The organism is Dyadobacter bucti (genome assembly GCF_005869225.1).
GTDB classification, from domain to species: domain Bacteria; phylum Bacteroidota; class Bacteroidia; order Cytophagales; family Spirosomataceae; genus Dyadobacter; species Dyadobacter bucti.
The window spans coordinates 1-23388 of sequence record NZ_SWFP01000016.1; the positions used below are offsets into that span (position 1 = coordinate 1).

The following is a 23388-nucleotide window of genomic DNA, read 5'->3' on the forward strand; positions in this document are numbered from 1 at the left end:
AAACGTTGTTATCCCAGAATGCATCCGATCTGGACTTATTTATGAACAATGCTTTGCATAATTATTTGGCTAAGAGCAATGAATAATTTCAAACCGCTATTTTTCGTCCATTTGTAACGAGAACCTCCAGAACAAAAGCGTAAATTACCTAATTCCAAATGACCATCGACACAAAGAGCGGGTACGTGCGCTGATGGATTATTCTTTTGAAACCTGTTTTGCTTTTGGCAAGGTTTTAATTTCTGACAGCTCCGATGCAGTTGCTCTAATTTGTTTCCCCGAAAACAAAAAGACAACTTTGCAAAGCCTAATCTGGGAGGCAAAACTTGTTTTGAATGGAATCGGCATTGGAAACGTTTCTAAGGCCATGGCCCGGGAAAAGAAGATTTCGCAAAACTATCCACAGACACCGATTTACTACTTATGGTTTATTGCCGTCAGCCCTGAACTACAAGGGAAGGGTATTGGAACCAAGTTCCTGACCGAAATAAGCAACGACGCAGCCGCTATGAAGCGGCCTATTTACTTAGAGACATCAACAATTAGAAATCTGCCATTTTATAAGAATGCCGGGTTAACTGAGTACGCAACTTTGGATTTTGGTTACACATTGCACTTAATCCGTAGTTAGGTTGATGCTGATAGGGAATACTGACATGCACTTAATAACATTGCTGTTTATCATTTTCGAATCAGTAATGTTTGTTTTTCAAGGAATACTTTTTCTTTCAAGGCCACAGGACAAACCCAGATTTTTTTATTTGATATTGCTGGTATTGCTGATCTGTAAAAATACGGCTAGTGGTTTGTTTCCTGATCCAAAAATTACATTTATTCCAGTTCTTACGCAGTATATTTTGACATACGGCGCGGGATTTGTTATGGCCTCTTATTTTCCATTCTATTTCTATAAAGCTTATAATATTGAGAAAATTAGATGGCATGCTACAAAGGGCATTTTCTTGTTTTTGCACTTCCCCTTCTTTTTGTTGTTCGGCATAACATTTTACCTAACAAAGAGTGTCGATATTGCAATAAACGTTGGCCTTGCTATACCTGCAATTTACGGGCTTGTTCTAGGATACTTGATTTTAGATGGCATCCGGTATCGTTTAAAAGACCAAATTGAGAGAAAGGAATACTTTGAATTGATAGCGGTTTACCTTGCTGTCATTCCATACGCTTCGCTGGCATTCTGCGCATATTTCCGAATATCACAAGTCAAGGAGGTACTGTTAACCAATTCGGGATTTGCTATCATTACAGTATTGTTTCTCAGAAAGCATATTATTCAATCCAGAGAGGAATATGAGGTTTTGAAAAATATTGACAATATCGGTTCTGAACCATCTGGTGACTTATCAGAGGAAATGATCGAAATTGGCAATTCGTTGGAAGAGATAAAACTTACCCTACGAGAAAAGGAGGTTGCTATTTTGATTCTGAAAGGACACCGGAATCAAGATATCGCGGATTTACTAGAAATCAGCATTGGCACTGTTAGGACTCATATTGAGAAGATTTATAAAAAGGCACAAGTAAGTGGCCGAAAGGAGTTTTCGAGAAAGTTTGGAATGAAAGTGGACGATACTGATAAATAATAGGACAAAACCTAAAAACGCATACCATGTATACGTAATTACGTATGCTACGTATGCGTTTTTTTTATGGAGCATACGTAAAAATTCCTGGAATTACGTATTGACAAAGCAAATTTCTTACCGGTTGTTTGCATCATTCTTAACGACAACCTATAAAAATATTATGGATGCAAACTGGCACTCGCGCTACAATCAAATGAAGCGCCGTCATGGCTTGACCAACGACGATGTTGCAAGGATTACCAAGCTATCGGAATCTAATGTAAGGTCGCAAGTTACCCGCGCTGATAATGGAGGTCATGGTCAACGTCGATTTCCGCGTTGGTTGAAACTTGCTATCGTTCTTGACGAAAAGACGGCAAAGCATCATTCTTCAACTTAGACTGGTATTAAATCAAAACCGTCAGCTACAAGTTTTCTTATCGTCCTTTATTGCTACAACGTACACGGACATAATGCCTGTCCACTTCATTATTATCGCTAGTTGCGTATAGTGTGGATAGCTTGATATTATTGTCTGATACACGTTGGTTATTGCCAACAATTCAGGCCCGTTACTGTTTTAATGGTCAATCTGGTTTTACTGGATTGCAGGCACCTGTTTGTCTAATGAAATCTCCTATTTTTCATTTTGTGAAAGAACATGCTATCAGTATATCGAAATGAGCCTGCGCCCAATCTGCGCTCTGTTGCTAAAAAATCCAGTTTTGACAGAATTATTTTAGATTTTAAACGGCTCTACCCTACTGCAAGACTGGTTCAGAATTACGGCCATACTTTTTTAATAGACGAGACAGTTTTTCTCTTTATTGCCTTTAAAGGTACAAGGGCTCAAAAGCCGGTTGTTTTCACTTCTTTTAAGAATCTGAAAGCCCTTAATATATATTACTATTCTTTTGTCAATAAGCTGCTTAAAATTACGGATTCTAAGAGACTACGAAGAAATAGAGCCGTCAAGAAAAATGAGAGAGAAATTCAACCAGGAGAAATATTTTACACTGCGCCCGGATGTGATCAAATCAACATCGAGTTTTTTCAGATCATTGCCGTTAAAGGCCGATCAGTCACGATCCAGAAGATAAAGCAAATCCGTACTTACCTGGCAATGGATCACGGATTAGCAATCGGTGTTAAGGATTCATTTATCGATGTGCCTGTTCGACTGCGTATAGGAGTGAGCGGCATGCGTATTGATGCCGTCCAGTATTTGAGTCATTGGGATAACAAAGCGGTTTGCTGGTCTTCATGTGCTTGAATTTGGATGGTTTGCGTCCATGATTTAAGAATATTGTAGACAGTCCGGGCGCAGCTCGCGCCCGGATCAGCTGCCGGTGACACTCTTTGATAATGCAAAGTGTAGACAATCTGTGTGGCAACCAGGTTAAACTTTCAGAAGATCCAACTCTAAATTGTAGACATATAGAGTTTAGCCCCGGAGCGGCTTGACTTATTAGAACAGGGTTGTTTGTGCCTTGTTCGCCCTCTTACCAGTCGCAGCTTTTACCGTTTTAGGTGATTGGCTGGGAGTAGTGGGTAATGTTGGGTCTACCCTAGGCAACTTAGGAGTAGATTTTGGGGTTTTTGGTTTAGCTGTTAGTATTTGAGCTGGTGAAACGTGCACGGAACCAGTCAATTCTGGCTTTTTGGGTGAAAGCGTGCGACCATGAACAAATTCTATTGTCGGTTGCGGTAGTATTGTGATATAAGTATGCGCCTTCGTATCCGCGACATCAAAGAACTTCATCTCCTTTTGGAGATAATTAAGAAAACTTTCACGGGCATCGATAACTTGAATAGGCTCGCCAAGTAACTTGAAATCGGGTATGTCAAGCGGTTCAATAACAAACATTTCTGAGCTATATCTCTTTTGGTTGTAGGTCAGCCGAAGTTCCATTAACAGCCTTCCGAGGGCATTTGTGCCTTTAATTATATTTGAATCTTCTTTTTGCCGTATAGCTCCCCAAAAGTCGTCCTTTGAGCTGTCTTCAACTATTGGTTTATCGAAAGTACTCTCTAGTAGTTTCCCAAATTCTACGAAATTTTGCGCCAGCTTGACCCTAATGCACCATTTCATAATCTTGATTCTGGCATCGTTCCAGTCTGGACGTGAAGTATTTCGATATGGTTTTGTAATCATTTTGGCTGTCATTGGGCTTTTTTCGCGGATTACCCGCTCTTGAACGTCTGGCATGTGTGGGAACCGGCATGCCTGATACAATGCCTCTGACGATAGGATTTTGACGTTATTCACTACCAATGGAAACCCTGATGCCATGTTCGAAAGCCCACCGTACTCTTCTTTGGTCTTTCTAAATACACAGCATTCAAGGGCATTGTAAACTTTATGTTCGCGCCTTTTTGTTTCCATTATTCAAGGTCAAAGAATTTTCCGAAATCGAATACTTCCCCACGTGTTACTTTGAAGAGTGGAGTGAAGCCCCCTCCTTCCCACCAAAAGACTAACGGAGCATTATTAGGAACATTGCGCCACGTGAAGCATAGCGCGCCAAAACCGAAGTTTTTCTGCGAAGGCATCGAATAGCCAAGTGCTCTCATGCTTTTTTTCTGTACGTTAGATTTTTTCAAAATCTCGATGCCTTTTTCAAGAAAGGCATTTTCTACAATTGCTCTATTTTCGGGACTGGTGAATATTACATCTTTCTTGGGTAGACCTGTTGGTCTATAAAAATCATTTCTTGTTTGATATTTTTTTTCAGCAGTATATTTATCGACAGTTTCGATAATTTCATTTTCGTATTCGATAACTTCGTCTGATTGATTTTCCGCAAGCGGATACACTAAGTCGAAGTTTGGGGCATGGTATATATCATTTTTGATTTCTTTCATGTAGTATAGTTGATGATTGTCTTTCAATACCTGCATGTTGTTTTTGCCCATTTCCCATGTTTTATTATTATAATTTTTCTCATGGATCATAATATAAAACAAAATCAATTTAGTGGATTTATCTGCAAGTGCCTGATTATTAGTCTTTCCCTTGTGGAAGTCCTTGTCTAACCATTCTTTGATATTCGTCATCATTTTAAGACCTGTGCAAAGTACGTCGTCTAGATAGAATGAATACTTTTTCGATGTGGTTCCACATTCTACAAGGGAAATTCCGTACTTGCTTTCGATCATATTTCCAAATAATTTAAGCATCACTTTCTGACTTTTACCGTGCTCTTGAAGGTCTAGGAAGTCAGTATTCTTTAAGAAATCTATTGGATTTTTAAACCCAAATTCCTTGGAGAAATATTCGACAAGTTTCTCCAAATATTCTTGAACTTGTTCTTTTGAATAGTATCTTTTTTTGAAAATGCTGTCTAGTTCGGTAAGAATTGGTATTCGTAATGGTTCTTCAAACTGTTTAATCCAAGTTTCGATGCGGGCTGTCGTCATTCGAACACCTGGGGTTTTTTCATCTGCTCGGTAACCTTTTAAAGTCTCATAGATACTAGCAATTAGTTGCTCCATTTCTGCTATCTGTTGGTGACGAACTCTTATGATAAAGGATGTTAGTCACAAGATAATCATGTTTTTGCAGGAAAAGGATGTCCTTGGCATTTTATCGCTGTCCCAAAGTTGTAACTAAAAATTACATAATTATATATTTATATAAATATGTAATTATATAAATATGTATCACCTTGCCCCTACCCTACTTTCCTCCCTTTTTGTGCCTTTTTGATCCCCATTCTCCAAACTGATCCCAAAATGGATCGTGGGGCTTTGGCCGTTCGAAATAGCTTCCGTAGGACTTGTATGGTAGAGTTGCCAGCAACTTTTTGGCAATGTAGACCATATCTGTGAAGTCGATGCCGGTTATTTCGCAACGTCTTTCAGCTGCGCGGATGATTTCAGAGTTTTTTTCGACAAAATCAATCGGCTTCATTTCCGAGTGATATTCGAAACGTGGTTCGGTGTTTCGCAGAGAGCAAAAAAGTTGGTCCTTATCTTTCATTTGTCAGGCCGATTGTCGTACCGTGTTCTTTCATGAGTTGCTTTAAAGTTTCGTCTCGCTCTTCCTGGGTCAAAAATTTCCATTCCGCAACATAGATTGGTGATACTTTCTTGGATGTTCGTTCGGACCGGAAAAACTCGATCAGGTAGTAACCTTGTCCGCCACCAATTCTTATCACGTCCACATTATCTAGATTAATTATTAGAGGGTGTCCATCACACCAAGCATAAGCTGCCATTATTCTGGTATTTATAGTAACAATACAATGATACTAATAATAGCAATTGCCTTAGTGAAATTTCACACGATTTTTTTTAAGGAGTGTTCGGCGCACATTTGCGGCTTATGTCGCTATGCGCACATTTTCAAATTTGTCTTCTACGGGTTGCTTTCGCGGGGTTTATATAAATATATATTTATATATGCAGTATATTGATTTTTATGTGTTTATTGCTATCTTTGTATATAATTATATAAATATATAATTCTGACTATGATCGTTATTTCAGTAGCTCATCAAAAAGGTGGGGTAGGCAAGACAACGCTTGCGCTTAACCTGGCTTATTGCCTCAGTAAAGATTTAAAGGTTGCTATCACCGACACGGATTTACAAGGTTCGATCTCCGATATCAGTCCTTTTCTAAAAGGCATCGAGCTTATTCCTTTGCACAAGATTCAAAAGAAGGTACGCTTACCCTACGATGTTGTTATTATCGACACGCCTCCTTATCTGACTGATAAGCTACAAGACATATTTTTACTGAGTGACTTTGTGCTAATCCCTACAAAGGCGGGTTACTTGGATGCGCTGGCCGTGAGGGGGACAATAGCATTGTATGATCAGGCGAAAAAGAAGAAGCCTTCTTTGAAGGCAGCTGTTGTATTGAACATGCTCACTCGTACGAACCTGAATGATGAAGTCAAGGAAATTTTGGATCAGTACACCTTACCGATCCTGAAAACGACCATTAATCAGCGGGTCAGCTATGCACGTTCTCCTATGACTGCTGGAGTATTTAATTCTGATGATGATAAGGCCAAAACCGAGATGGTTGATTTGTCGATGGAAATTTTCAGTTTACTTCCTTAATATTTTAGGCAATGGGTAAAGATTATGATGAAAACCGGTCTAGGCTGGCAGGAATGATTAAAAGCAAACCGAGCACGGCACCAATCCAACAGGTGAAGCCGATCGTTTCAAAAGAGGAAAAGGATGAAAGTCACCTCAATTTTTGGATACCTACGGAACTGTTTAACGAGTTAAAAATGCACGCGATACGCACGGGTAGTAGCATTAAACAGGTTGGTATAGATGCACTTGAAGCGTATTTAAAACAAAATACATAATTATGTATTTATATAATTATGTATTTATATAAATATATAGCGGTGTCTGCTGTTCAATTCGAATGTAGACACTTCTTCTATCCTCGACGCGAAATTGGGATCCTACATTGGCCGTTTTTGTAGACATTTTATTTTTGATATGGCCAGGATCAGCGCCGAAGCAAGTTTAGATTAATCCAAACCTATCGACATATCGTCAGGATCACAGGTGAAATCTGCTTGACAAATTTTGCAGAACAATTCCAGCCCAGACTTGCCCCAGACTTTACAGCCGCAAGGACACATATACTTTATCTTTTTCCCGGATTTACTTTTTTCCTTTGGCTCTTTTGTTTCCTCCTGCTCTGTTTCTTCATCGCTGGAATCGTCTGTATTGTAAAACACCTTCTTAGCGTTCAGATAGGGGAGCTTCAACGCATCGAGGCTTGCCGTTGATATTTTGCGGAACGCGTTAAGGAACTTTCCACCTTCGATCTGATAGTGATCCATGCTTTGACCTATCTCAGCCCCTCCCGGCTTGCCTATTTATGACATATAAAACCTGTTTTTTAGCCCGTTTTTTTTTATTTTTTGATTATAATGTTCAATTTATGTGTAGACACAATTCCGATCCGGAATTGCCGGCAGCAGCTCGTTCCATAGAGATTTTGTAGACAGTTTCACGCGTCGAGGATCTTGGCCGCGCGCCTGGTCATGCATAGATTGTAGACACTCAATATTATTTCGCCTTTAAGGCAACTCTAAAACGTCAAAGCCGGGAGGGTAGGGGATAAGGCACGTAAAACTGTTTGATGCGCTTAAAAACGATTTTTGCGGCATTGTATCTTATTCTTTTGATCAATACTTAAAACGTTGACAACTGTAAAGCTATGATAGGTATATAATTGTAATGTACATTACAATTATATAATTATATAAAAAGCCTCATTTCGAGGCTACCAGCTATCTATCTATACAGCCGCCAGTTCTTGTAAACCTTGATGGCACCAGATACGCCGATGATGGCAGCTAGGCCATAAATAGCGAGGATAGTAATGTTTTCCATGTTTATTGATGTTTAACAGTTATTGTTCAAATTGCCAGCGTTGTACGGAAGTAACCAGCGGGATTGCTTATTTCAGCTCGCCTGAACTGCATATCATACAGGCATTTGTTTGCTTTCTTTCGAAGGTCTGTGCTCTCTAATACTTTCTTTATCAGGTTTTGATCCAATATACCGATATCCATCATTCTGGTTTTAAGCTGAATAGCGTCCCGGTCGCCTTCCTCTATCTCAAAGGGAATAACGGTTTGAAATTGTGCCACGGACTTGATTAGAAAATTAATTTTAGTGATCGTTTTGCCGCTTTTCTCGGTACTGTAACTTACACGGAGGTCTGAGGAAAGATTGATTTGCCTCATGGCCGGTTCAATCACATTATCTTTGAATTGTCCCCATTGCTTGTACTGCTCAGGTTGTTTTCCCTCCGGGTCCTTCAAGTGAAGGCGATACCTTAAATCTTCAACGTCGATGCTCAAATACCCGATGTCCTTCCAGCGCGAGAATTGAACATACAGCCACTTAGCATATTTCGAACTCATAGAGAGCACACAATAAAGCTGAAAGCTGGTGAAGTTGTTTTTCAGGTCAACCAGATAGGGTAGTAATTCTGCCGCAATCGATATTTCAATTGTACCTTGCCCTTTTAGGTACTTGGCGCTGGACATTAACGCAACCTGCAAAAGACCATCGTTTTCCTCAATCTCAAACACTTTACCAATGAGCCCCTCCGTAGCATCCCGAAGCTGCACATAGTTCCAGTTACGTCCGGTTAGCTGGAAAATTTCGGCCACGTTGATACGGTACTTTGTCCCAAGCTGATCCCCACTTTTTAGCTTGGATAGAACCATGAAATATAAATCTAGCTGCGCGGCAGTCAATTCATGCCTTGCTGACGTGATCGCATTGTGTTGCCTGACCTGCAAGCTGGTTGACTTCTCCTTTGGTTTTTCCATCGTAAAGGCAATTTAATAAAAAACAGTATTTAAAAAACACCTGTTTTTATTTTACTGTTTTTTGGCATATAAAACCTGTTTTTTAGACGTATAAAACCTGTTTTTTGGCATATAAAACCTGTTTTTTTCCGTATAAAACCTGTTTTTTGGCATATAAAACCTGTTTTAAAGTCGTCTTAATATACTGATTATCAAATACTTACAAACCATCCAAATAAAGTCAAATATTTCAATCCTCACAATTATTGTGTTGTTCCCAACGCGCAGTAAAGTCCATTAGAGCAAAAAAAATATTCAAAAAAACAAATCAAAAATAGAAAAGTGGGCTGGAATTTTTTTGATGAAGGAAAAGGGGCCGGGGCGCAAAAAACAGGTTTTATATGTTGTTTCGCCATTAAATTGCATTTTTCCATTAAATAATAAAATAAAACCAATCCAATTTTTACAATTACCAGTAAAACCGAGCCATCATATTGAGACGTGGGCGCGTGTAAAGGTAATAAATTTTTTTATGCCAATATGTCAGCCTTTTTTAGAATTACGTTTCGAAAAGTATCAGGCAGATACCATTTTGTACCTGCCTGATACTTTTTAAGGCTTGATCAGAATCCCGTCTTTGGTCACAGTGTAGCTATCTTTTTTAACTACATAGCCTTGATCGGTAACCTGCACGTGTGGTTTGAGAAGCTGAAAATTTTGCACGAGTTCGCGGTTCTCATACCAAGATGAGTACGCAGAGCTGATCACGACCAGCGCTACCAGTGAACATACTCCAATTATCCCCTTAGACCCAAAATTTCCCCAAAAGGCCGTTTTAGGGTCTTCATAAGAAATTGACTTAAATTTTTTCGCCTGAATCTGTTTGATCTCGTCCAGGGATTGAATGAGCGCAGCCTTTTGATCTTTCAGCAGCGTAATAGATTCATCATTCTTTTTGTCGATTATCACACAAATAGCGAGAACGCTTTCGTCAATTTCGCTTTCCGGGATGCCGTACTTTTGGGCTATGGCAAATTTGGTTTCTTTGACATCGAATTTCATAGTAGTACCTCGCTAACTTCGTCTGTAACCTTTCTTAACGATCTTTTTCCAGCAAGTGTTAGCTTGTCTTCCGACATTGTGCCTGACATCAAGGCAATGATTTCATTTGCGGAATTACCAACCGGCATTTTGCCCACTTTTACAAAATTTATCCCTAGCTCAGATAATAGTGTGTCTCCATGTTCCTGACTTTCGAGTGACCCAAAAGTTCCCTCATTCTTTACTGCGATCACATTTATGTTATCGCCGGTCAATCTTGTGATTTCCTTATAGTAATTGACCGAGGCGTTAAACGCATCTTCGCCAGCCAGAACAACCAATATTTTGAGATCAATACCGATTTCTTCCAGAATTTCCTTTAACTCGTCCGCAGGTACATCATTAGTGAAAAAACTTCTGAGTTCGTCACTTTCCGGTGCACCAAGGTCAACAAACCATTCGTCTGTCTTTGCGTTAGAAATTTCCTCGAAGATGTTGAGAAATGCCTCGCGATCCATTTTCTGATTTCCGTCGATGATCGATAGTTCGATTACTCGCTTTTCTCCTACGATTTTCTTCAATCGGTCGGATGTACGAGTAGATTTGTCAAGATCAATGAAAGCGGCCTTACTTTCTTTTTTGTTCCGGGCGATAAACCACGTGATGAAGCTCTTACCGACACCACCTTTACTCTGCGCGATGAATACGACTTGCTTTTTCATTCTGTTTTTAGTATGTTTATGTAAAAAAAAAGGACTGATACTCTTTTTTGGGTAGGTGGGGGCTGATGCCTTCACCTATTTTTCTTTACAGGTCATTGAACTTTTCAAACCCGGAATTTCGCTTCTTTAATTGCTCAGAACCACGTTGCAACTTTAAGTTAAGGTCTTCGTTGGTATCTTCTTGCTTTTCTTCAATAACTACTTTCTTTTTCTCTTTTAATTGAGTCGATTTTTGAACGATAATCTGTTTAGCTAAGTTTTTCTTTTCCTTTGCATTTTCTAACTTTTTAAGTTGTTTTTTGTACGACCAAATCAATTGTTTAAGCGCATTTTCGTTGATGCTTAAACCCTCGTCAGATAACCATTTCGCAATGTTTTCATACGACATATTTCGGGAAATTTTTTCCTCTATCATGTCATATAGCAGATACGCCCATTTCCTTTTTCCGGCAGATCGCATCTGTATAACCTGCTCGATAATTTCTTTCTCCTGAGCTGTTGTTACCATGTTTTTTTGTTTGATCCAAAGTAACGACTGATAAAAATTAAATCCAAACATTTAGCCTAACTTTTAGCTAACTTTTTAATAACTTTTGGCTAACTTATTCAAATGCAGTCAATTATACTAACGATAAACTAACAGTAGGATAACTATAAGGTAACTACAAAGGAGTGAGCACCATTAGGTTCTTTTTTTTATCTGTTGATAGCGTTTTTCCATTCAGAATTATTAAATTTGTTGATAGCGATTGGAAGCAAGGGGGGTTTTTCATGCAATGAAAAACAAGTGCAAGCACTTCCTTGAATCTGTCCTCCGGTCAGATTGATACAATGTTTTGTTCGTCTATATATGGAAATATCAAAAGGGAAACCCGGTCGCCCGAAGAAATCCGAGAGCACTATTAAGTCGGAAACCATCGCCTTTACAGTAACGAAAGTGCAGGCGAAGGAGATAGCAGATCGAGCCAGGGCGATCCACCTGACGGTTTCGGAATATTGTAGTAAAGCTATTCTTGAATCTGGAATAATTGCACCATTTACGGAAGAAGAATTAAGTTTGAAACGTGGACTGGTAGGCATGGCAAACAACCTGAACCAAATTGCATATAGAGCGAACGCGGCAGGTATTGAGAGCGTGGAGCAGTCAGCCAAGGAATTACTACGTGAGATCAAGAAGGAACTCAAAAAATTCAAGGAATGATTGCTAGGAATTTGAAGTCCGGTAAGTTTTCTGATGGTCTTATTAATTACGCTTTTGAGGGGCGAGAATTGGAACACAAAGACAAAGGAGCCGAAGTAGTACGTTACTCCGATGATTTGCTTGTACCCTTTTCAGCTCAGGATAAAGAAGGCATCCTAGAATTGAAGCAACAATTTAACGAGCGAACGTCTAAATATCTGCTTGAAAATCCTGAGAATAAAAATAACTTGATCGGCCATCAAATTTTGAGTTTCACAAAGGAGGATTCTGAGAAACTCAAAGATGATGGTATGAACAAAATGTTGGACGATTATATCAAGTTAGCCGGATTGGAAAAAACCAAGTTTGTTGCTATAAAACATAAGGACACGAATAATCCACATTTTCATATTATATACCATAAGGTACAAAATAATTTTAAGAAGGAAAACGATTGGAAGCTAAATAATAAGACGGTAGAAAGAGGCGTTGCATTAGCATTAAAAAACAGGTTGACACTAGTTAAAAATCAAAAAGAGGTTGCTTTAACCAAAGGAGTTTTAGAGATCAGATCGAAAGATGATGACATTAAGAAACTGCGTAATGATTCGGAGATTCTAAAATCTGCTAAAAACTTTCACCACCTTAACAAACTATTGGAATCTAACAGGATCACGCCTGAATTTTTGAAAGATGATCGGGTAAAAATTGATAAGAAGATATACAGACCAGAGGACCTGCATGCTGTATTCTTCCTTAATAGAAATGAAAAATCTGGTGAGAAAGAGTTGATGAAGGGAAAGGAGCAGATAGCTAGCGGCGAGAAGGAATTTCGCCAGGGCAAATCGAAGAAAGGGCAGGAGGCCAGCGACTTAAATTTAAAAAGAGAGTCTAAAAACATTGTTAGCACCCTGATGGGTTCTGACGAAAATCAAGCAACGTCGAAACTAGATAAAAATCAGGCTTTTAACATTGTAACGGTCAACTCAAATGACAAGGAGTTAACCGATCGATATGGTATGAAGCGAAGGCGGAGAGGAAGGAATTATTTATTAAAAAACAAAGGATCAAAACAACAGTCACAATCTAAAAATCTTGAACTATGACACTTGCAACTTATGCCATCTTTTGTGCAGTCGTTTTATTCGCCCTGTACTTTATCGTCCAGAATGTCAATGTGAAGAAGGCCAAAAAAGCCGATCCCAAGCCGAAGGTCAAGGCTATGCAGTTGTTCACTGGCAGTAATGGGGTACCAGAGAAACGTTTGAAAGAGAAATTCAATTGGAAATGAAAGAGTTAGCTTTATTTTTAGCAATGGTTTTCAATCCCAATGACGAGCTTGCAATTAAGCGGGAGTTTCGAGAGCTGTACAGGCGGGAGCCGCTCAGAGCATTGCACATACCTTGTATACTTCCAACCACCAAAATCTCCAAGTTCGCTATCTCATCATTGTACGGTTACCGCACTCATCCAAAGTGGGGTGGTGTCCGGCATCATGATGGTATCGACATTTCGGTTAAAAGTGCTGACGTGGTTGCGACCGCTTCCGGGGTAGTCAAATCGGCGGGATTTTCACAGGGGTACGGTAATTTTGTAGAAATTGATCACGGCAACGGCTACACGACGCTATATGGTCATTTGTCTATTATCTTTGTAGAAGTCGGGCAAAAGGTAGACTTATTGTCACTGATTGGGCAATCTGGGGCTACTGGTGTAGTGACCGGCGAACACATTCATTATGAGGTAAAGCGTAACGGTCTGAGTCTAAACCCGCTGTATTTTATTCTTTTATTTTATGATAATATATCTAGTACAAATTAGGAAATATGCCATTAAGAAAAACGACAGTAGCCGCCGTTTCTTTCCTGTCGATTCGCCTGGGACGAATACGGAAATACTCGTAGAAGTTTCGGATAAATTCCCTAATGCTTTTCAGTATTGGAGCCTGAGAAATGACGATTTTACGAATAAGTCTAAGGTGTTGGGTTTCAAGAACATAAAAGGGATGTTCAAGTTTTTTGAAGATAATAACATCGATATTGGTGCTTCACTTGCAAGTTTCTATAAAAGCAAAAAGGAGGTTCCTGACGAAACCCCCCCGGAAGGAATTTTAATTTACAGTTATAAGAACATCAATATACATGCCTTACGGATCAACTAACGTAAGTCTCTATGCAATAATCCTTTATCACTTTGATGTCATTTCTTACTTTAATTGCGTGATCACTGACAAGCTTTTCCATTTCTTGTTCAGTGATATTATACTTTAACGGCAGCTCCTTTGTGACCGGTTCAATGGAAGGGACTATCATTTGACCCGAAAAGAGTTTCAGATCAATTGGAGACTCGTACCGGTCCGCTACTTTCCCCACAAACTGACCTTGTGTAAGTCCGCTGATTTTGGCGGCAGGAAGCAGCTCTTTTGCCTGAGTATTGAAACTTACTGATGTGTCCTTGTTGAAGCTAGCAGAGTAGTTTTCCTGCTCTGTTTTGCCGAACATTTTTGAAACTCGTTCTGCAGTCGAGCCATTCACTAAGCCCACCATCACAGTACCGGCAGTATTTACAATAATGTTGGCCGAGCTTTGGCCATAACTCTTCACCAACTGTTCCATATCCTGAATACCCATCCAGACGCATCCCTTGTGCTTTCGGATCGTTGCTATGTAGTTGTCCAAGCCCATTACGAAGATGGTAGGCAGCTCGTCAAGGAAGAACGCAAATTTTCGATCTCTGTAAAGGTAGGAACGCTTCATGATCACAGAATTGTACACCGAGATCGCAGCGCCGTACACGGCATCTTTCAGAGTATAATTACCCATTGTTATAACCCGCGGGCTGTCGGGATTGTTAATTTCCAGTTCCATATCGTTCTCAGTCATCACCCATGTGACGTTAGGAGATGATAGCGGAGCCAGGGACGATTGCGTTGAAGCAATCTGTCCAGCGATTTGAGATCCCGCCTGATTCTTCAAACCCTGAACGAACATATTTGAATAGGCATCCAATTCCGGTTCACATGAAATGGCGTTGATGACATCGTTGATATCCACCGTTAGTAATTGGATTGCATGAGGCAGCGTACACACCTTTGATAAAACCTCATGATCCGGGTTGTTGCGCTCAATGATCCGCAGGAACCATAGATACGATGTCAACAGGTTTACCGCAGACACTGCCCAGAAATCCCCTTCTTTACTTATCCACGATTTATTAAGATTGAAGAGCAATGTTTTGACCATTGTATTGCAATCGTCAATTGTAGACATATAACGCTCCTGAAATGGATTGCACCGATTTGAACGGCGCAAATCTTCAAACGTAAGACAATTGAATTCGGGTATGACCGGCTCATTGTCGGCTGTCTTACCCCATGTATATTTATTCGATTTGAGTGCGGCCATCATTGCATTAAAAGTGACCAGGCTTAAATCCGGGTAAGCATAATCATAAACATTAAGTGAAAAGCCCTTTTCTATCTGCTGATAGATCGCAGGGTTAAACAATGTATATGTTTTACCAGAACCTTGGCTACCTAAAATAAGTACGGATCGGTCGGGTGCAATTACCGGTACGACTCCTAACCGCCATTTGTTTTTGTATTGATATTGGTGGTAATAAGTAACGCTCAATTCATTTTCTATCAATTTTTCATTTTGTGGGAACTGCTCGTTGTAGTTGTTGAATACGTCTTTCACCGGCACATAAACCATGCTATTGAAATTGACACCTCCGTTGATCATGGCAATGCACATCACAAGGAGTAAAGCTACTAACGTATATAGATAATAGTTCTTCCCGGGAATATCAAGGATCAGTATTGCCACGTAGGCGAACAGGCCGAGTAGCAGATAAAAGTCGCCCTTTTTCCGGGTCGCCTTTACGTCTGGCTTGGCTGGTGTCTGCATTGCCAAAAAGATCAAACTAATAAACACCAACGACGCCAAAAATTTTTTTTCAAAAAAAAGGGGGTTTTTTAGAAAAAGATAGTACAATTTTTCGCCTAAATAGGGGAGATGTATAACCCCTCTTGTGATACCTTCAACTGATGCTAATACTACTGATAATAAGATTATTACGCCTAAATTTAGATAGTGAATGGAGGCTCCAAACTCCTTTTCTTTTATGCTTTCCATTGGATTTTTGTTTAAAAAATTTTTGTTCCAAATATAAATAGTTTTTTATATTTGCCACGTACTTTAAAACAATTAAAAACAATTATGAAAAGGTTACGATTACTCAAAGGAATGTTTGCCTCACTGGCAATGGTTGTTGCATCCGCTTTATCTAATGCGGTGTTTGCTCAAACCAGTGGTATCGCTAAGGGAGCCGCTGCGTTGGATGCTTTGACTGGAGATTTGGAGCAGTATCTCGATCCTGTTACGACTGTTCTTTATGTGGCGGCGGCCATCGTAGGCGTTATTGGCGCATTTCGGGTTTATACCAACTGGCAGCAAGGCAAGGACAATGTTATGTCCGGTGCAATGGGCTGGTTTGGTGCGATGCTTTTCCTGCTTGTGGCTAATACAGTTGTTAGAGCGATGTTCATCGGCGGCTAAAAACTATTCCTTTATCCGGGTGGCAAGATCGAACTAGTTCAATTTTGCCACCCTAAAATTTTCAATGGTATGCAAACAATATTAGCTCTTGACTTAACGGGAACCTCCGAATCTGATGGATGGATAAAAAACCTAGTCACAGAGCCCTTGGCAAGTAATATGAATGTCTTTGTGAACCTGACCTATACAATTCTGGCGATCCTGGCGATTCTGACCGCTTATAGAATTTATAGCAACTGGCAATCAGGAAGCAGTGAAAACACTGTATCTGAAATTTCCAGATGGATGCTTGGAATGGTACTGTGTATAGTGCTTTTAGCTGGACTTAAAGCGTGGATGGCGGCAAACCCGGTAGGAACAGGGGGGGTAGAATTTAACTTTGAATAGATATGATGAACTTATACTATACCGTGCAGGAAATGGCATTTCTGGGCGTGGCTATCGCCGCTGTTGCATCGGGGTTCAGAATATACCAGAAGTGGGGTAGGGGAGAGGCGGTAATACCGCTAATTTTTACATGGATGGGCGGCATGGCCTTAGCTGTGATCATGAATCACATGATCTACGGTTTGGTTCTTGCCGGGAATGCGGGAGATTATAGCCCGATCGGTACGGCGAGAATGTTCGCCAAAGAAACACACAGCGCAGCAATTACAATCGGGCTTATCGTAGCAATCGTAGCCGTTATTCACATTTACCACAGATACACCACCGGGGATGATGTTACAGAGCTTGTTTATCGTTGGGTTGCCTCGCTTTTTTTCTTATTCACTTTCGGTTTAATTATTGAATCAGTTTTAAGCTAATCATTTGCTATGATAAAAGAAGTAGTAAAAGGTGCTGACGATGAAATCGAATTTCTTGGTTTCAAAGGTCGGTACTTCAATCGCCTAATAGCTATGGTATTGATACTGGTAGCTCTGACATTTATTATCTATGGGTTTGGGCTTAATTCTATTCTTTTCTTTTTCGTCATGTTTGGAATTGGAACCGGTGGATTCTTTTACATAAAACATGAAATGCAAATGAACAAGAAGTTTGGTCATATTCATAAATCCCACAAAGCGCCGAAAGCCATTGTTCAGAATCAACAATTCTTTAAAATGATCAAAAAATGAGAACTAAGATCGAAGATATATTTCCCCTGTTACAGGTGTCCGACGATGGCTTAGTTATTAGTAAGAATGCTGATATCAGTTATTTCTTTGCGATAGATTACCCCGAAGTATTTATTACCAGTCAGGGAAGCTATTCAGCGGTTGTAGAAGCAATCATGAGTGCATCGAAATCATTAGGTGAAGGCTTTCTTATTCATAAACAAGATTTCTTCATCGAGGACAGATATAAGCCGGATTTCTCTTACAATGATAATGGTGATACCATTATCCGTGAGAATGAAAGGCACTTTAAAGACAGGCCATTTACCAACCACAGAGGGTTTATTTATATTACGCTGCCTTCGTCAGACCCCGCAGAGCGTAATTCTGCCGCTAGTTCTTTGTTTAAGAAGAGCCTAGTACCCCGTAGCCTGAATAACCCCAAAGCACTAGCCAGCTTTCAGGAAAAGGTTTCGTCGTTTGTATCGGCCATCAACCAGACCAAAGCTGTTCGCTTGTCCAGGCTAAACAGAGATCAAATTGTAGGAACTCGCGAAACGCCCGGACTGCTAAACTATTACTTTACGTTGGCATTCGACGATACCAATATCTATGATATCAACCGGGAAAATTCAAACTTCAAGATCGGAAATAAGAATACCTACACATTCGTAGTAAACGACCTTGATCAGTTTCCTTCCGAATTAGCCCCTGTTGTCGCTTTTCGCGATTTCAGCAGCACAACGGAGATGCCGATTTCCTTCGGCTCTTCCTTTGGTATCAACCTGCCGTTTAACCACGTATACAATCAGGTTTTCTACATCACCAAACAGGCTGAGCTGATCATTGAAAAGACCAAACAGACAAAGCGTCATTTGAGCTTTTCGCAATGGAGCCGCGACAATACATTTTCATTTGAGCAGAAGACCCGCTTTATGGACACCATGAAGTACGGTGAGATAGCTGTTAAGGCTCACTTCAATGTTCAAATCTTCCATGAAGACCTTGACGTACTCGCAGAGTACAAGGAGATCACTTCCGGTGCAATATCCAACGCACAGTTTACCGCCAAAATCGCTACGACCTTCGCCGAGCAGATATACTGGTCCAGTATACCCGGAAACGCGCAGGAGCTTGGAAGTGACAACTTTGTGACGTGTTTCCTTTCAAATGCTGTATCCATGTATAGTCTTGAAACGAATTACCGTCATTCGCCCTACCAGACAAACGGTCTGCTTTTAACAGACCGCTTCGGCACTCCCCGGATCGTTGACCTGTTCTTTAAGCCGCGGGAGGATGGTTTAATTACTAATAGAAATTTCACAATTATTGGGCCTTCCGGTTCTGGGAAGTCATTTGCTAACAACAACTTAATTTACTACCTGAGACATTCAGGTGCTCATATCAGCATCATCGATATTGGTCACTCCTACAAACGCCTGGGCGAAATCTTGGGAGCGAAATACATCGAGCATACTGAGGATCACCCGATTTCTCTGAACCCTTTTTATACAGAAGTCAACACCACAGGGCTTGACAAATTGAAGGCCTCCAAATTGAAGGAAGAGTTTAAACAAACTATCGTTCAAATTCTTTTTCTTCTCTATAAAAAAGAATCCGAGGAAGTTACCAAAGCAGAAGAAGTAACCCTTTACAACATGGTTACCGGCTACTATGATCACTTGTCAAAACATAATGCCAAGTACTCTAAAAAGTCGCCTGAATATATTAGACCGTGCTTCAATACATTCTATGACTATACCAAGAAAGTATTTCCGGAAATTTTTGAAAAGCAGGGAGGGCGTGATAACAAGGAATTTGATTTGACCAATTTTCACTACGTGCTTTTGCCTTTCTATGATGGTGGTCAGTACGACTACCTTTTGAACGGTGAAGAAGAGATTGATCTTTCACGCCATCCTTTTGTAATATACGAATTGGACAATATCAAGGATCACCCGATCCTGTTGCCAATCATCACATTGATGATCACCAACACGTTCATTACTAAGCTGTTCGAAGTACGCGGTATTTTGAAAGTGCTCTTTATTGAAGAAGCATGGAAGGCTATTTCAAGTGATTTCTTTGCAACATTTCTTCTTTGGGCATTTAAAACAGCCCGTAAGCACTTCGGCGCAATCGGTGTAATTACCCAAGAAATTGAGGATTTGTTGAAGTCTGAAATTATCAAGGAAACCATCATACAAAACACTGATATCAAAATCATTATGGATATCAATAAGTACGAGGAAGATCCCGAAACAATTTTCAACCTATTCAAAATCTCTAATTCAAATATCCCACAGATTTTTTCGATCAACAAAGAACTGCCAACGTCACACAGCCGGGGAAGCTATAAGGAGCTAGCAATCATCCTCGGTAAGCACTGCAAAGTATACGGAACCGAAGTAAGCAAACACGCTTACAGCCTGTTTACCACGGAGCCAACCGAAGTAGATGAAATACGGCATCTATCGGCTGAGAAGGAAATAAGCCTGTATGAGGCTTCCATAATGTGGGCTGATCAAAATTTATAACAAACTAAAAATCAACTATCATGAAAAAGATTGTTACAATTCTCGTGATTCTTTTTATGGGCAGTTCAACACTGAACGTTAGCGCCCAGATGGTAACAAATGACCCTATTCATACGGCCATTACCACGCTTATCAAAATGTTTCAAGACCCTTCATTCAAGTCAATTGTCTCGAACATTGAGAAATTAAAAAAGGTAACGTCAGCGGTTCGCCAATTTCACCGGGGAAGCGAGATCATTACATCGGTTACAAACATTACATCAAAACTAAATACCTATTCTGCTGCCATCGCGAAGGATGGGCACATCTATCCTGTCGAGTATAAATTGATGTCGAAAGATGTGGGCATGTTTACCACAGAAGCTACGAAGTTGATCAAGGACATGAAATCAGCTACAACAGCGTCCGGCGGTGTACTTCAAATGACTGATGCTGAGCGCGCAAAATGGTTAGATGATACCTACATGAAGGTATCTGCATTTGAAGGCAAAATTACCCGCTATTTTGAAGGTATCAAGGGCGCTTCTATCAGAAGATCAGCATCCAAAGCAGATGTAACCGCGACATCAAACCTTTACAAATTTGCCGCAACTGTACCAAAAGGATATTTCGGCGGTGGGGTCGGTGCTATTGTTGGGACAAAAGGATACGATGATAAATACAACGACTCGCTTACCATTCCTCTCGATTATCTATATGAAACACAGGCTTATAAAGATTTTCAAAAGAAAATGCGCGAATGCGAGTTCAGGAACCAGATGTTTTACAAACGTCAGGAATACGAAGCAAAGAAAATGGAGGCCCATGCTCTGACTAAACTTTTGCAGCAAGGATATCAGATGACTGCAAAGAATGGATTTTTTCAAAGCAAATCCAGCGCACAACAAAACTTCAACAGTCAGATGAACATTATCGCAGGTGATAGCGCGAGTTATCAGCAAGCCGGTTCTATGTCTGTCGTGGGCAACATTAACTTGGAGAATATGCTCGAAAACGAGATTCTCGCAATCTACGATCCTTCCGGCAAGCGTATCACGCCCGAGATATTTCAGATGCAGGTCGAATTTCTCGCAAAAGAACTATATCTGGAATATGGTATTGACAAGCAGCTTGAAGAAGAATATAAAATCCAAGAGTGTAAGGAACTCGCACAAAGTTTCGACGCCATCATGAAGGCCGCAGAAGCCGAATATTTGAAAAACAACCCACAATAGCATTTTCAAAATGGAAGATATAGGACAAGGGGTAATCGGCCTGATCAATCAGATTTACAATGAAATGATACCAATGACCGAGCAGATTTCGGCCATGATCGTTTCAAAAGTCAATATCATTGCTTCGATCGGTGCAACCCTATACATTTTCGGCAACCTGATCAAACAGGTTTACTACAACGAGGAAATTAACTTCCTCCCTTACATGAGGCCGTTCCTTGTTCTGATGCTGATCCCTCTTTCTCCAACTATTACAGAAGGAATAGACAAGGTTTCAACAGAGATCAGGGAAGCCGTGAACGGATCAAATGCTAAGATCGCCGAGCGCATTGAAAAGAACTCCGAGAAGATGCAAGATGCCATCGATAAGAAATGGGACAAAATCGGCAACGATGAAGCACTTTACGAACAGACGTTTGGTAACACACGTGCCGAAGACGACAGCGGGATATTTCCAATCGGTGACGATATCAAGCTCATGATGGGAAGATCAACCGATCAGATTAAAATTGCGTTGGTCCTGTTGATTCAAAACCTTTTGATCACGCTCATGTACGTTGCCGAAGCAGCTCTACTACTTATGAGCTTGTGTTACCGGCTGATATTGAAGATGGGATTTCCTATTGCTATAACCCTTACCATCTTCCCCGGATTCACAAACAACATGATCCATTGGTTCGGTAAATATGTCAATTTCTCATTGCTTCCGGCAGTTGCGGCGATCTATTCAACAATCTCTTTCGGCTTGCTTGACCTATACCTTAGCTCCGATCCGGCTGACGTTGTTTCCGGTTCTGATACCCAGAATCCCGAATTTTTGGGCTTTGCGTACATCGGTATTCTTTGCCTGTCTTTGGTCGGTTACCTTTTTGTGCCCTCTATGACGGCAATGCTCGTCAATATCGGCGGCGTAGGTTCCATCATGGCAGGTTCTACCAGAACAGTGAATCAAGCCGCTGGCACCGCTTCACGAGGTATGACTAATGCCGCTGAAAAAATTGGTAGGATATCAAATGGAGCAACAACAGGAGCAGCAAGAGGCGCAGCCCAGGGCGCGCTAGTTGGCGGAGCTGTTCTTTCCAGCCAAACCACAGCAGGTAAGGCAGTAGCCAGTACACTCGGTGCTATGGGAGGCGCAGCGGTCGGAGCTGTGAAGGGAATTAGTAAGGCTAGCAAGGCCGGAAAACCAACCAACGCCTAACCATGAAATACTACAATAACAATCTGGTCTATGCATACCGTATATGGCTGATGGCCTGTACCAGTATCGTCGCTATCGGCGCAATGATCACGCTGTATATAGTAGTGACAAACTACAAGTCCTACGAAAAGACGATGGCTCGAACCTACGTGTACAGTTCAAACGGAGCATCAATTGAAGTTAACTTAAAACCAAAGAAAAATGGAAAAGCTATTCGAAATAGATAAGAAATTCAAACATCAGAGACTATTAACGATAATTTCAATTGTCAGTTTTGTGATTATCTCTATCGCTTCAATTGTTTTCGCCAATCAGGTTACAAATGATTTTACAAAGCGAATATATGTAGTTAATAAGGACAAACAATTTGAAGCAATGGTGTCTACTGTTAACGAAAACAGGCAAGCTGAAATACGCTATCAACTTGACCGTTTCCATGAATTGTTTTTTACAATTTCGCCTGATCCAAAGGCCGTTGATTTGAATATGGAAAAAGCCTTTTACTTGGGTGATGAAAGCGTGAAGAGACTTTACGACGATTTGATCGAGCGGAATTTTTTCAGAAATATGATTCAAGGTAATGTGAATCAGACAGTTAAGATTGATACGATTCTGGTTAACACTTCCACGTATCCCTACACGGCTGAGACGATTTTCCGTATCTACCAAACCCGCGCTACCGGTAAATCTGTCAAGAGAGGAACATCCACTTGTAGACTTGAAGATGTGGTAAGAACTACAAACAGCCCTAACGGTTTGATGATTCGCGATTTTAAATTCTCTTCAGTGGACGCGAAAACCTCATTAGAAGATGCGAATTAAAAAACTATGGCCTAGGGTGATCAATAATCACCTGTTAATAGAGCACCGGCTTGCAAGACGACTTGACAAGGCAAATAATAAAACCTACGTCGTTCTTGGGATCACAGCCGCTTTAATTATCTACAACAT

Annotated in this window: 28 protein-coding genes; 18 read left to right on the plus strand and 10 right to left on the minus strand. The window is 40.5% G+C overall.

Features of this window, described 5'->3' with window-relative positions:
* Window positions 1-193 precede the first annotated feature (193 nt).
* The 3 genes from FBF61_RS31835 (at window position 194) to FBF61_RS31845 (ending at window position 2856) form a co-directional block, all read left to right on the plus strand.
* Window positions 194-631: a GNAT family N-acetyltransferase gene (locus FBF61_RS31835; protein WP_138485040.1), complete on the plus strand. Its 438-nt coding sequence runs from the start codon at window positions 194-196 to the stop codon at window positions 629-631.
* Window positions 632-761: 130 nt separating this feature from the next.
* Window positions 762-1601, plus strand: a complete 840-nt coding sequence (locus FBF61_RS31840) for a LuxR C-terminal-related transcriptional regulator (protein ID WP_166444666.1) — start codon at window positions 762-764, stop codon at window positions 1599-1601.
* A 643-nt stretch (window positions 1602-2244) separates the two neighbouring features.
* Window positions 2245-2856 (plus strand): hypothetical protein, encoded by a 612-nt coding sequence (locus FBF61_RS31845; RefSeq protein WP_138485042.1) that lies wholly within the window; start codon window positions 2245-2247, stop codon window positions 2854-2856.
* Between the two features lie 195 nt (window positions 2857-3051).
* Here FBF61_RS31845 and FBF61_RS31850 read toward each other — a convergent pair whose 3' ends face one another.
* From FBF61_RS31850 to FBF61_RS31865, 4 genes are all read right to left on the minus strand, one after another.
* Window positions 3052-3969, minus strand: a complete 918-nt coding sequence (locus tag FBF61_RS31850; protein ID WP_138485043.1) for an NADAR family anti-phage protein — start codon at window positions 3967-3969, stop codon at window positions 3052-3054.
* Complete coding sequence (locus FBF61_RS31855; protein ID WP_138485044.1) at window positions 3969-5078, minus strand: phosphoribosyltransferase-like anti-phage protein; 1110 nt, start codon at window positions 5076-5078, stop codon at window positions 3969-3971. Before FBF61_RS31855 ends, FBF61_RS31850 begins: the two co-directional genes overlap by 1 nt.
* Window positions 5079-5262: 184 nt before the next feature.
* Window positions 5263-5565, minus strand: a complete 303-nt coding sequence (locus FBF61_RS31860; protein WP_138485045.1) for a hypothetical protein — start codon at window positions 5563-5565, stop codon at window positions 5263-5265.
* A complete protein-coding gene (locus tag FBF61_RS31865) occupies window positions 5555-5749 on the minus strand; it encodes a hypothetical protein (RefSeq protein WP_138485046.1) in 195 nt (64 codons plus the stop codon). Before FBF61_RS31865 ends, FBF61_RS31860 begins: the two co-directional genes overlap by 11 nt.
* Window positions 5750-6058: 309 nt before the next feature.
* On the opposite strand from FBF61_RS31865, the gene FBF61_RS31870 reads away from it, so the two are divergent.
* On the plus strand, window positions 6059-6655 hold the full coding sequence (locus FBF61_RS31870) for an AAA family ATPase (protein ID WP_138485047.1): 597 nt from the start codon (window positions 6059-6061) through the stop codon (window positions 6653-6655).
* Window positions 6656-6666: 11 nt separating this feature from the next.
* Window positions 6667-6912: a hypothetical protein gene (locus tag FBF61_RS31875; RefSeq protein ID WP_138485048.1), complete on the plus strand. Its 246-nt coding sequence runs from the start codon at window positions 6667-6669 to the stop codon at window positions 6910-6912.
* A 171-nt stretch (window positions 6913-7083) separates the two neighbouring features.
* Here the strand turns inward: FBF61_RS31875 and FBF61_RS31880 are convergent, their stop codons facing one another.
* The 5 genes from FBF61_RS31880 to FBF61_RS31900 all read right to left on the minus strand — a co-directional run bounded on the left by FBF61_RS31880 (window position 7084) and on the right by FBF61_RS31900 (window position 11157).
* The gene (locus FBF61_RS31880) at window positions 7084-7401 is read right to left on the minus strand and encodes a hypothetical protein (RefSeq protein WP_138485049.1); all 318 of its coding nucleotides are present in this window, start codon (window positions 7399-7401) and stop codon (window positions 7084-7086) included.
* 582 nt (window positions 7402-7983) lie between these two features.
* Window positions 7984-8907: a replication initiation protein gene (locus FBF61_RS31885; RefSeq protein ID WP_138485050.1), complete on the minus strand. Its 924-nt coding sequence runs from the start codon at window positions 8905-8907 to the stop codon at window positions 7984-7986.
* Window positions 8908-9498: 591 nt separating this feature from the next.
* Window positions 9499-9948, minus strand: a complete 450-nt coding sequence (locus tag FBF61_RS31890) for a hypothetical protein (RefSeq protein WP_138485051.1) — start codon at window positions 9946-9948, stop codon at window positions 9499-9501.
* The gene (locus FBF61_RS31895; RefSeq protein ID WP_138485052.1) at window positions 9945-10649 is read right to left on the minus strand and encodes a P-loop NTPase family protein; all 705 of its coding nucleotides are present in this window, start codon (window positions 10647-10649) and stop codon (window positions 9945-9947) included. Before FBF61_RS31895 ends, FBF61_RS31890 begins: the two co-directional genes overlap by 4 nt.
* Before the next feature lie 85 nt (window positions 10650-10734).
* Entirely contained in the window at window positions 10735-11157 is a 423-nt protein-coding gene (locus tag FBF61_RS31900; protein ID WP_166444667.1) for a hypothetical protein, read from the minus strand.
* 342 nt (window positions 11158-11499) lie between these two features.
* Here FBF61_RS31900 and FBF61_RS31905 point away from each other — a divergent pair, with 342 nt between their 5' ends.
* From FBF61_RS31905 to FBF61_RS31925, 5 genes are read left to right on the plus strand one after another with little or no spacing between them, the layout of a single operon-like run.
* Window positions 11500-11850, plus strand: coding sequence for a plasmid mobilization protein (locus FBF61_RS31905; RefSeq protein ID WP_138485054.1), 351 nt, complete (start codon window positions 11500-11502; stop codon window positions 11848-11850).
* Window positions 11847-12935: a relaxase/mobilization nuclease domain-containing protein gene (locus FBF61_RS31910; RefSeq protein WP_138485055.1), complete on the plus strand. Its 1089-nt coding sequence runs from the start codon at window positions 11847-11849 to the stop codon at window positions 12933-12935. Before FBF61_RS31905 ends, FBF61_RS31910 begins: the two co-directional genes overlap by 4 nt.
* Complete coding sequence (locus FBF61_RS31915) at window positions 12932-13120, plus strand: hypothetical protein (RefSeq protein WP_138485056.1); 189 nt, start codon at window positions 12932-12934, stop codon at window positions 13118-13120. Before FBF61_RS31910 ends, FBF61_RS31915 begins: the two co-directional genes overlap by 4 nt.
* Entirely contained in the window at window positions 13117-13650 is a 534-nt protein-coding gene (locus tag FBF61_RS31920; RefSeq protein WP_138485057.1) for a M23 family metallopeptidase, read from the plus strand. The genes FBF61_RS31915 and FBF61_RS31920 overlap by 4 nt, the downstream gene beginning before the upstream one ends.
* A complete protein-coding gene (locus FBF61_RS31925) occupies window positions 13625-13990 on the plus strand; it encodes a hypothetical protein (RefSeq protein WP_138485058.1) in 366 nt (121 codons plus the stop codon). Before FBF61_RS31920 ends, FBF61_RS31925 begins: the two co-directional genes overlap by 26 nt.
* Here FBF61_RS31925 and FBF61_RS31930 read toward each other — a convergent pair.
* On the minus strand, window positions 13983-15965 hold the full coding sequence (locus FBF61_RS31930) for a type IV secretory system conjugative DNA transfer family protein (RefSeq protein WP_138485059.1): 1983 nt from the start codon (window positions 15963-15965) through the stop codon (window positions 13983-13985). The genes FBF61_RS31925 and FBF61_RS31930 overlap by 8 nt on opposite strands.
* Before the next feature lie 84 nt (window positions 15966-16049).
* On the opposite strand from FBF61_RS31930, the gene FBF61_RS31935 reads away from it, so the two are divergent.
* The 8 genes from FBF61_RS31935 to FBF61_RS31970 all read left to right on the plus strand — a co-directional run bounded on the left by FBF61_RS31935 (window position 16050) and on the right by FBF61_RS31970 (window position 23259).
* Window positions 16050-16388, plus strand: coding sequence for a DUF4134 family protein (locus tag FBF61_RS31935; protein ID WP_229215321.1), 339 nt, complete (start codon window positions 16050-16052; stop codon window positions 16386-16388).
* Window positions 16389-16457: 69 nt separating this feature from the next.
* The gene (locus tag FBF61_RS31940; RefSeq protein ID WP_138485060.1) at window positions 16458-16775 is read left to right on the plus strand and encodes a DUF4134 family protein; all 318 of its coding nucleotides are present in this window, start codon (window positions 16458-16460) and stop codon (window positions 16773-16775) included.
* Window positions 16776-16777: 2 nt separating this feature from the next.
* On the plus strand, window positions 16778-17194 hold the full coding sequence (locus tag FBF61_RS31945; RefSeq protein WP_138485061.1) for a DUF4134 domain-containing protein: 417 nt from the start codon (window positions 16778-16780) through the stop codon (window positions 17192-17194).
* A gap of 9 nt (window positions 17195-17203) precedes the next feature.
* Entirely contained in the window at window positions 17204-17506 is a 303-nt protein-coding gene (locus FBF61_RS31950; protein WP_138485062.1) for a DUF4133 domain-containing protein, read from the plus strand.
* The gene (locus tag FBF61_RS31955) at window positions 17503-20022 is read left to right on the plus strand and encodes a TraG family conjugative transposon ATPase (protein ID WP_138485063.1); all 2520 of its coding nucleotides are present in this window, start codon (window positions 17503-17505) and stop codon (window positions 20020-20022) included. The genes FBF61_RS31950 and FBF61_RS31955 overlap by 4 nt, the downstream gene beginning before the upstream one ends.
* A gap of 20 nt (window positions 20023-20042) precedes the next feature.
* The gene (locus tag FBF61_RS31960) at window positions 20043-21236 is read left to right on the plus strand and encodes a hypothetical protein (RefSeq protein ID WP_138485064.1); all 1194 of its coding nucleotides are present in this window, start codon (window positions 20043-20045) and stop codon (window positions 21234-21236) included.
* A gap of 10 nt (window positions 21237-21246) precedes the next feature.
* The gene (locus tag FBF61_RS31965; protein WP_138485065.1) at window positions 21247-22437 is read left to right on the plus strand and encodes a TraJ family protein; all 1191 of its coding nucleotides are present in this window, start codon (window positions 21247-21249) and stop codon (window positions 22435-22437) included.
* 201 nt (window positions 22438-22638) lie between these two features.
* Complete coding sequence (locus FBF61_RS31970; protein ID WP_138485066.1) at window positions 22639-23259, plus strand: conjugative transposon protein TraK; 621 nt, start codon at window positions 22639-22641, stop codon at window positions 23257-23259.
* The last annotated feature ends 129 nt before the right edge of the window (window positions 23260-23388 follow it).

Excerpts from the sequence above, each read along its gene's own strand:
- FBF61_RS31885 (WP_138485050.1), bottom strand. The coding sequence starts at position 8,907 with ATGGAAAAACCAAAGGAGAAGTCAACCAGCTTGCAGGTCAGGCAACAC.
- FBF61_RS31890 (WP_138485051.1), bottom strand. The coding sequence starts at position 9,948 with ATGAAATTCGATGTCAAAGAAACCAAATTTGCCATAGCCCAAAAGTAC.
- FBF61_RS31895 (WP_138485052.1), bottom strand. The coding sequence starts at position 10,649 with ATGAAAAAGCAAGTCGTATTCATCGCGCAGAGTAAAGGTGGTGTCGGT.
- FBF61_RS31915 (WP_138485056.1), top strand. The coding sequence starts at position 12,932 with ATGACACTTGCAACTTATGCCATCTTTTGTGCAGTCGTTTTATTCGCC.
- FBF61_RS31870 (WP_138485047.1), top strand. The coding sequence starts at position 6,059 with ATGATCGTTATTTCAGTAGCTCATCAAAAAGGTGGGGTAGGCAAGACA.
- FBF61_RS31960 (WP_138485064.1), top strand. The coding sequence starts at position 20,043 with ATGAAAAAGATTGTTACAATTCTCGTGATTCTTTTTATGGGCAGTTCA.
- FBF61_RS31835 (WP_138485040.1), top strand. The coding sequence starts at position 194 with ATGGATTATTCTTTTGAAACCTGTTTTGCTTTTGGCAAGGTTTTAATT.
- FBF61_RS31955 (WP_138485063.1), top strand. The coding sequence starts at position 17,503 with ATGAGAACTAAGATCGAAGATATATTTCCCCTGTTACAGGTGTCCGAC.
- FBF61_RS31905 (WP_138485054.1), top strand. The coding sequence starts at position 11,500 with ATGGAAATATCAAAAGGGAAACCCGGTCGCCCGAAGAAATCCGAGAGC.
- FBF61_RS31970 (WP_138485066.1), top strand. The coding sequence starts at position 22,639 with ATGGAAAAGCTATTCGAAATAGATAAGAAATTCAAACATCAGAGACTA.
- FBF61_RS31910 (WP_138485055.1), top strand. The coding sequence starts at position 11,847 with ATGATTGCTAGGAATTTGAAGTCCGGTAAGTTTTCTGATGGTCTTATT.
- FBF61_RS31940 (WP_138485060.1), top strand. The coding sequence starts at position 16,458 with ATGCAAACAATATTAGCTCTTGACTTAACGGGAACCTCCGAATCTGAT.
- FBF61_RS31920 (WP_138485057.1), top strand. The coding sequence starts at position 13,117 with ATGAAAGAGTTAGCTTTATTTTTAGCAATGGTTTTCAATCCCAATGAC.
- FBF61_RS31875 (WP_138485048.1), top strand. The coding sequence starts at position 6,667 with ATGGGTAAAGATTATGATGAAAACCGGTCTAGGCTGGCAGGAATGATT.
- FBF61_RS31925 (WP_138485058.1), top strand. The coding sequence starts at position 13,625 with ATGATAATATATCTAGTACAAATTAGGAAATATGCCATTAAGAAAAAC.
- FBF61_RS31845 (WP_138485042.1), top strand. The coding sequence starts at position 2,245 with ATGCTATCAGTATATCGAAATGAGCCTGCGCCCAATCTGCGCTCTGTT.
- FBF61_RS31860 (WP_138485045.1), bottom strand. The coding sequence starts at position 5,565 with ATGAAAGATAAGGACCAACTTTTTTGCTCTCTGCGAAACACCGAACCA.
- FBF61_RS31850 (WP_138485043.1), bottom strand. The coding sequence starts at position 3,969 with ATGGAAACAAAAAGGCGCGAACATAAAGTTTACAATGCCCTTGAATGC.
- FBF61_RS31900 (WP_166444667.1), bottom strand. The coding sequence starts at position 11,157 with ATGGTAACAACAGCTCAGGAGAAAGAAATTATCGAGCAGGTTATACAG.
- FBF61_RS31880 (WP_138485049.1), bottom strand. The coding sequence starts at position 7,401 with ATGGATCACTATCAGATCGAAGGTGGAAAGTTCCTTAACGCGTTCCGC.
- FBF61_RS31950 (WP_138485062.1), top strand. The coding sequence starts at position 17,204 with ATGATAAAAGAAGTAGTAAAAGGTGCTGACGATGAAATCGAATTTCTT.
- FBF61_RS31945 (WP_138485061.1), top strand. The coding sequence starts at position 16,778 with ATGATGAACTTATACTATACCGTGCAGGAAATGGCATTTCTGGGCGTG.
- FBF61_RS31935 (WP_229215321.1), top strand. The coding sequence starts at position 16,050 with ATGAAAAGGTTACGATTACTCAAAGGAATGTTTGCCTCACTGGCAATG.
- FBF61_RS31965 (WP_138485065.1), top strand. The coding sequence starts at position 21,247 with ATGGAAGATATAGGACAAGGGGTAATCGGCCTGATCAATCAGATTTAC.
- FBF61_RS31930 (WP_138485059.1), bottom strand. The coding sequence starts at position 15,965 with ATGGAAAGCATAAAAGAAAAGGAGTTTGGAGCCTCCATTCACTATCTA.
- FBF61_RS31855 (WP_138485044.1), bottom strand. The coding sequence starts at position 5,078 with ATGGAGCAACTAATTGCTAGTATCTATGAGACTTTAAAAGGTTACCGA.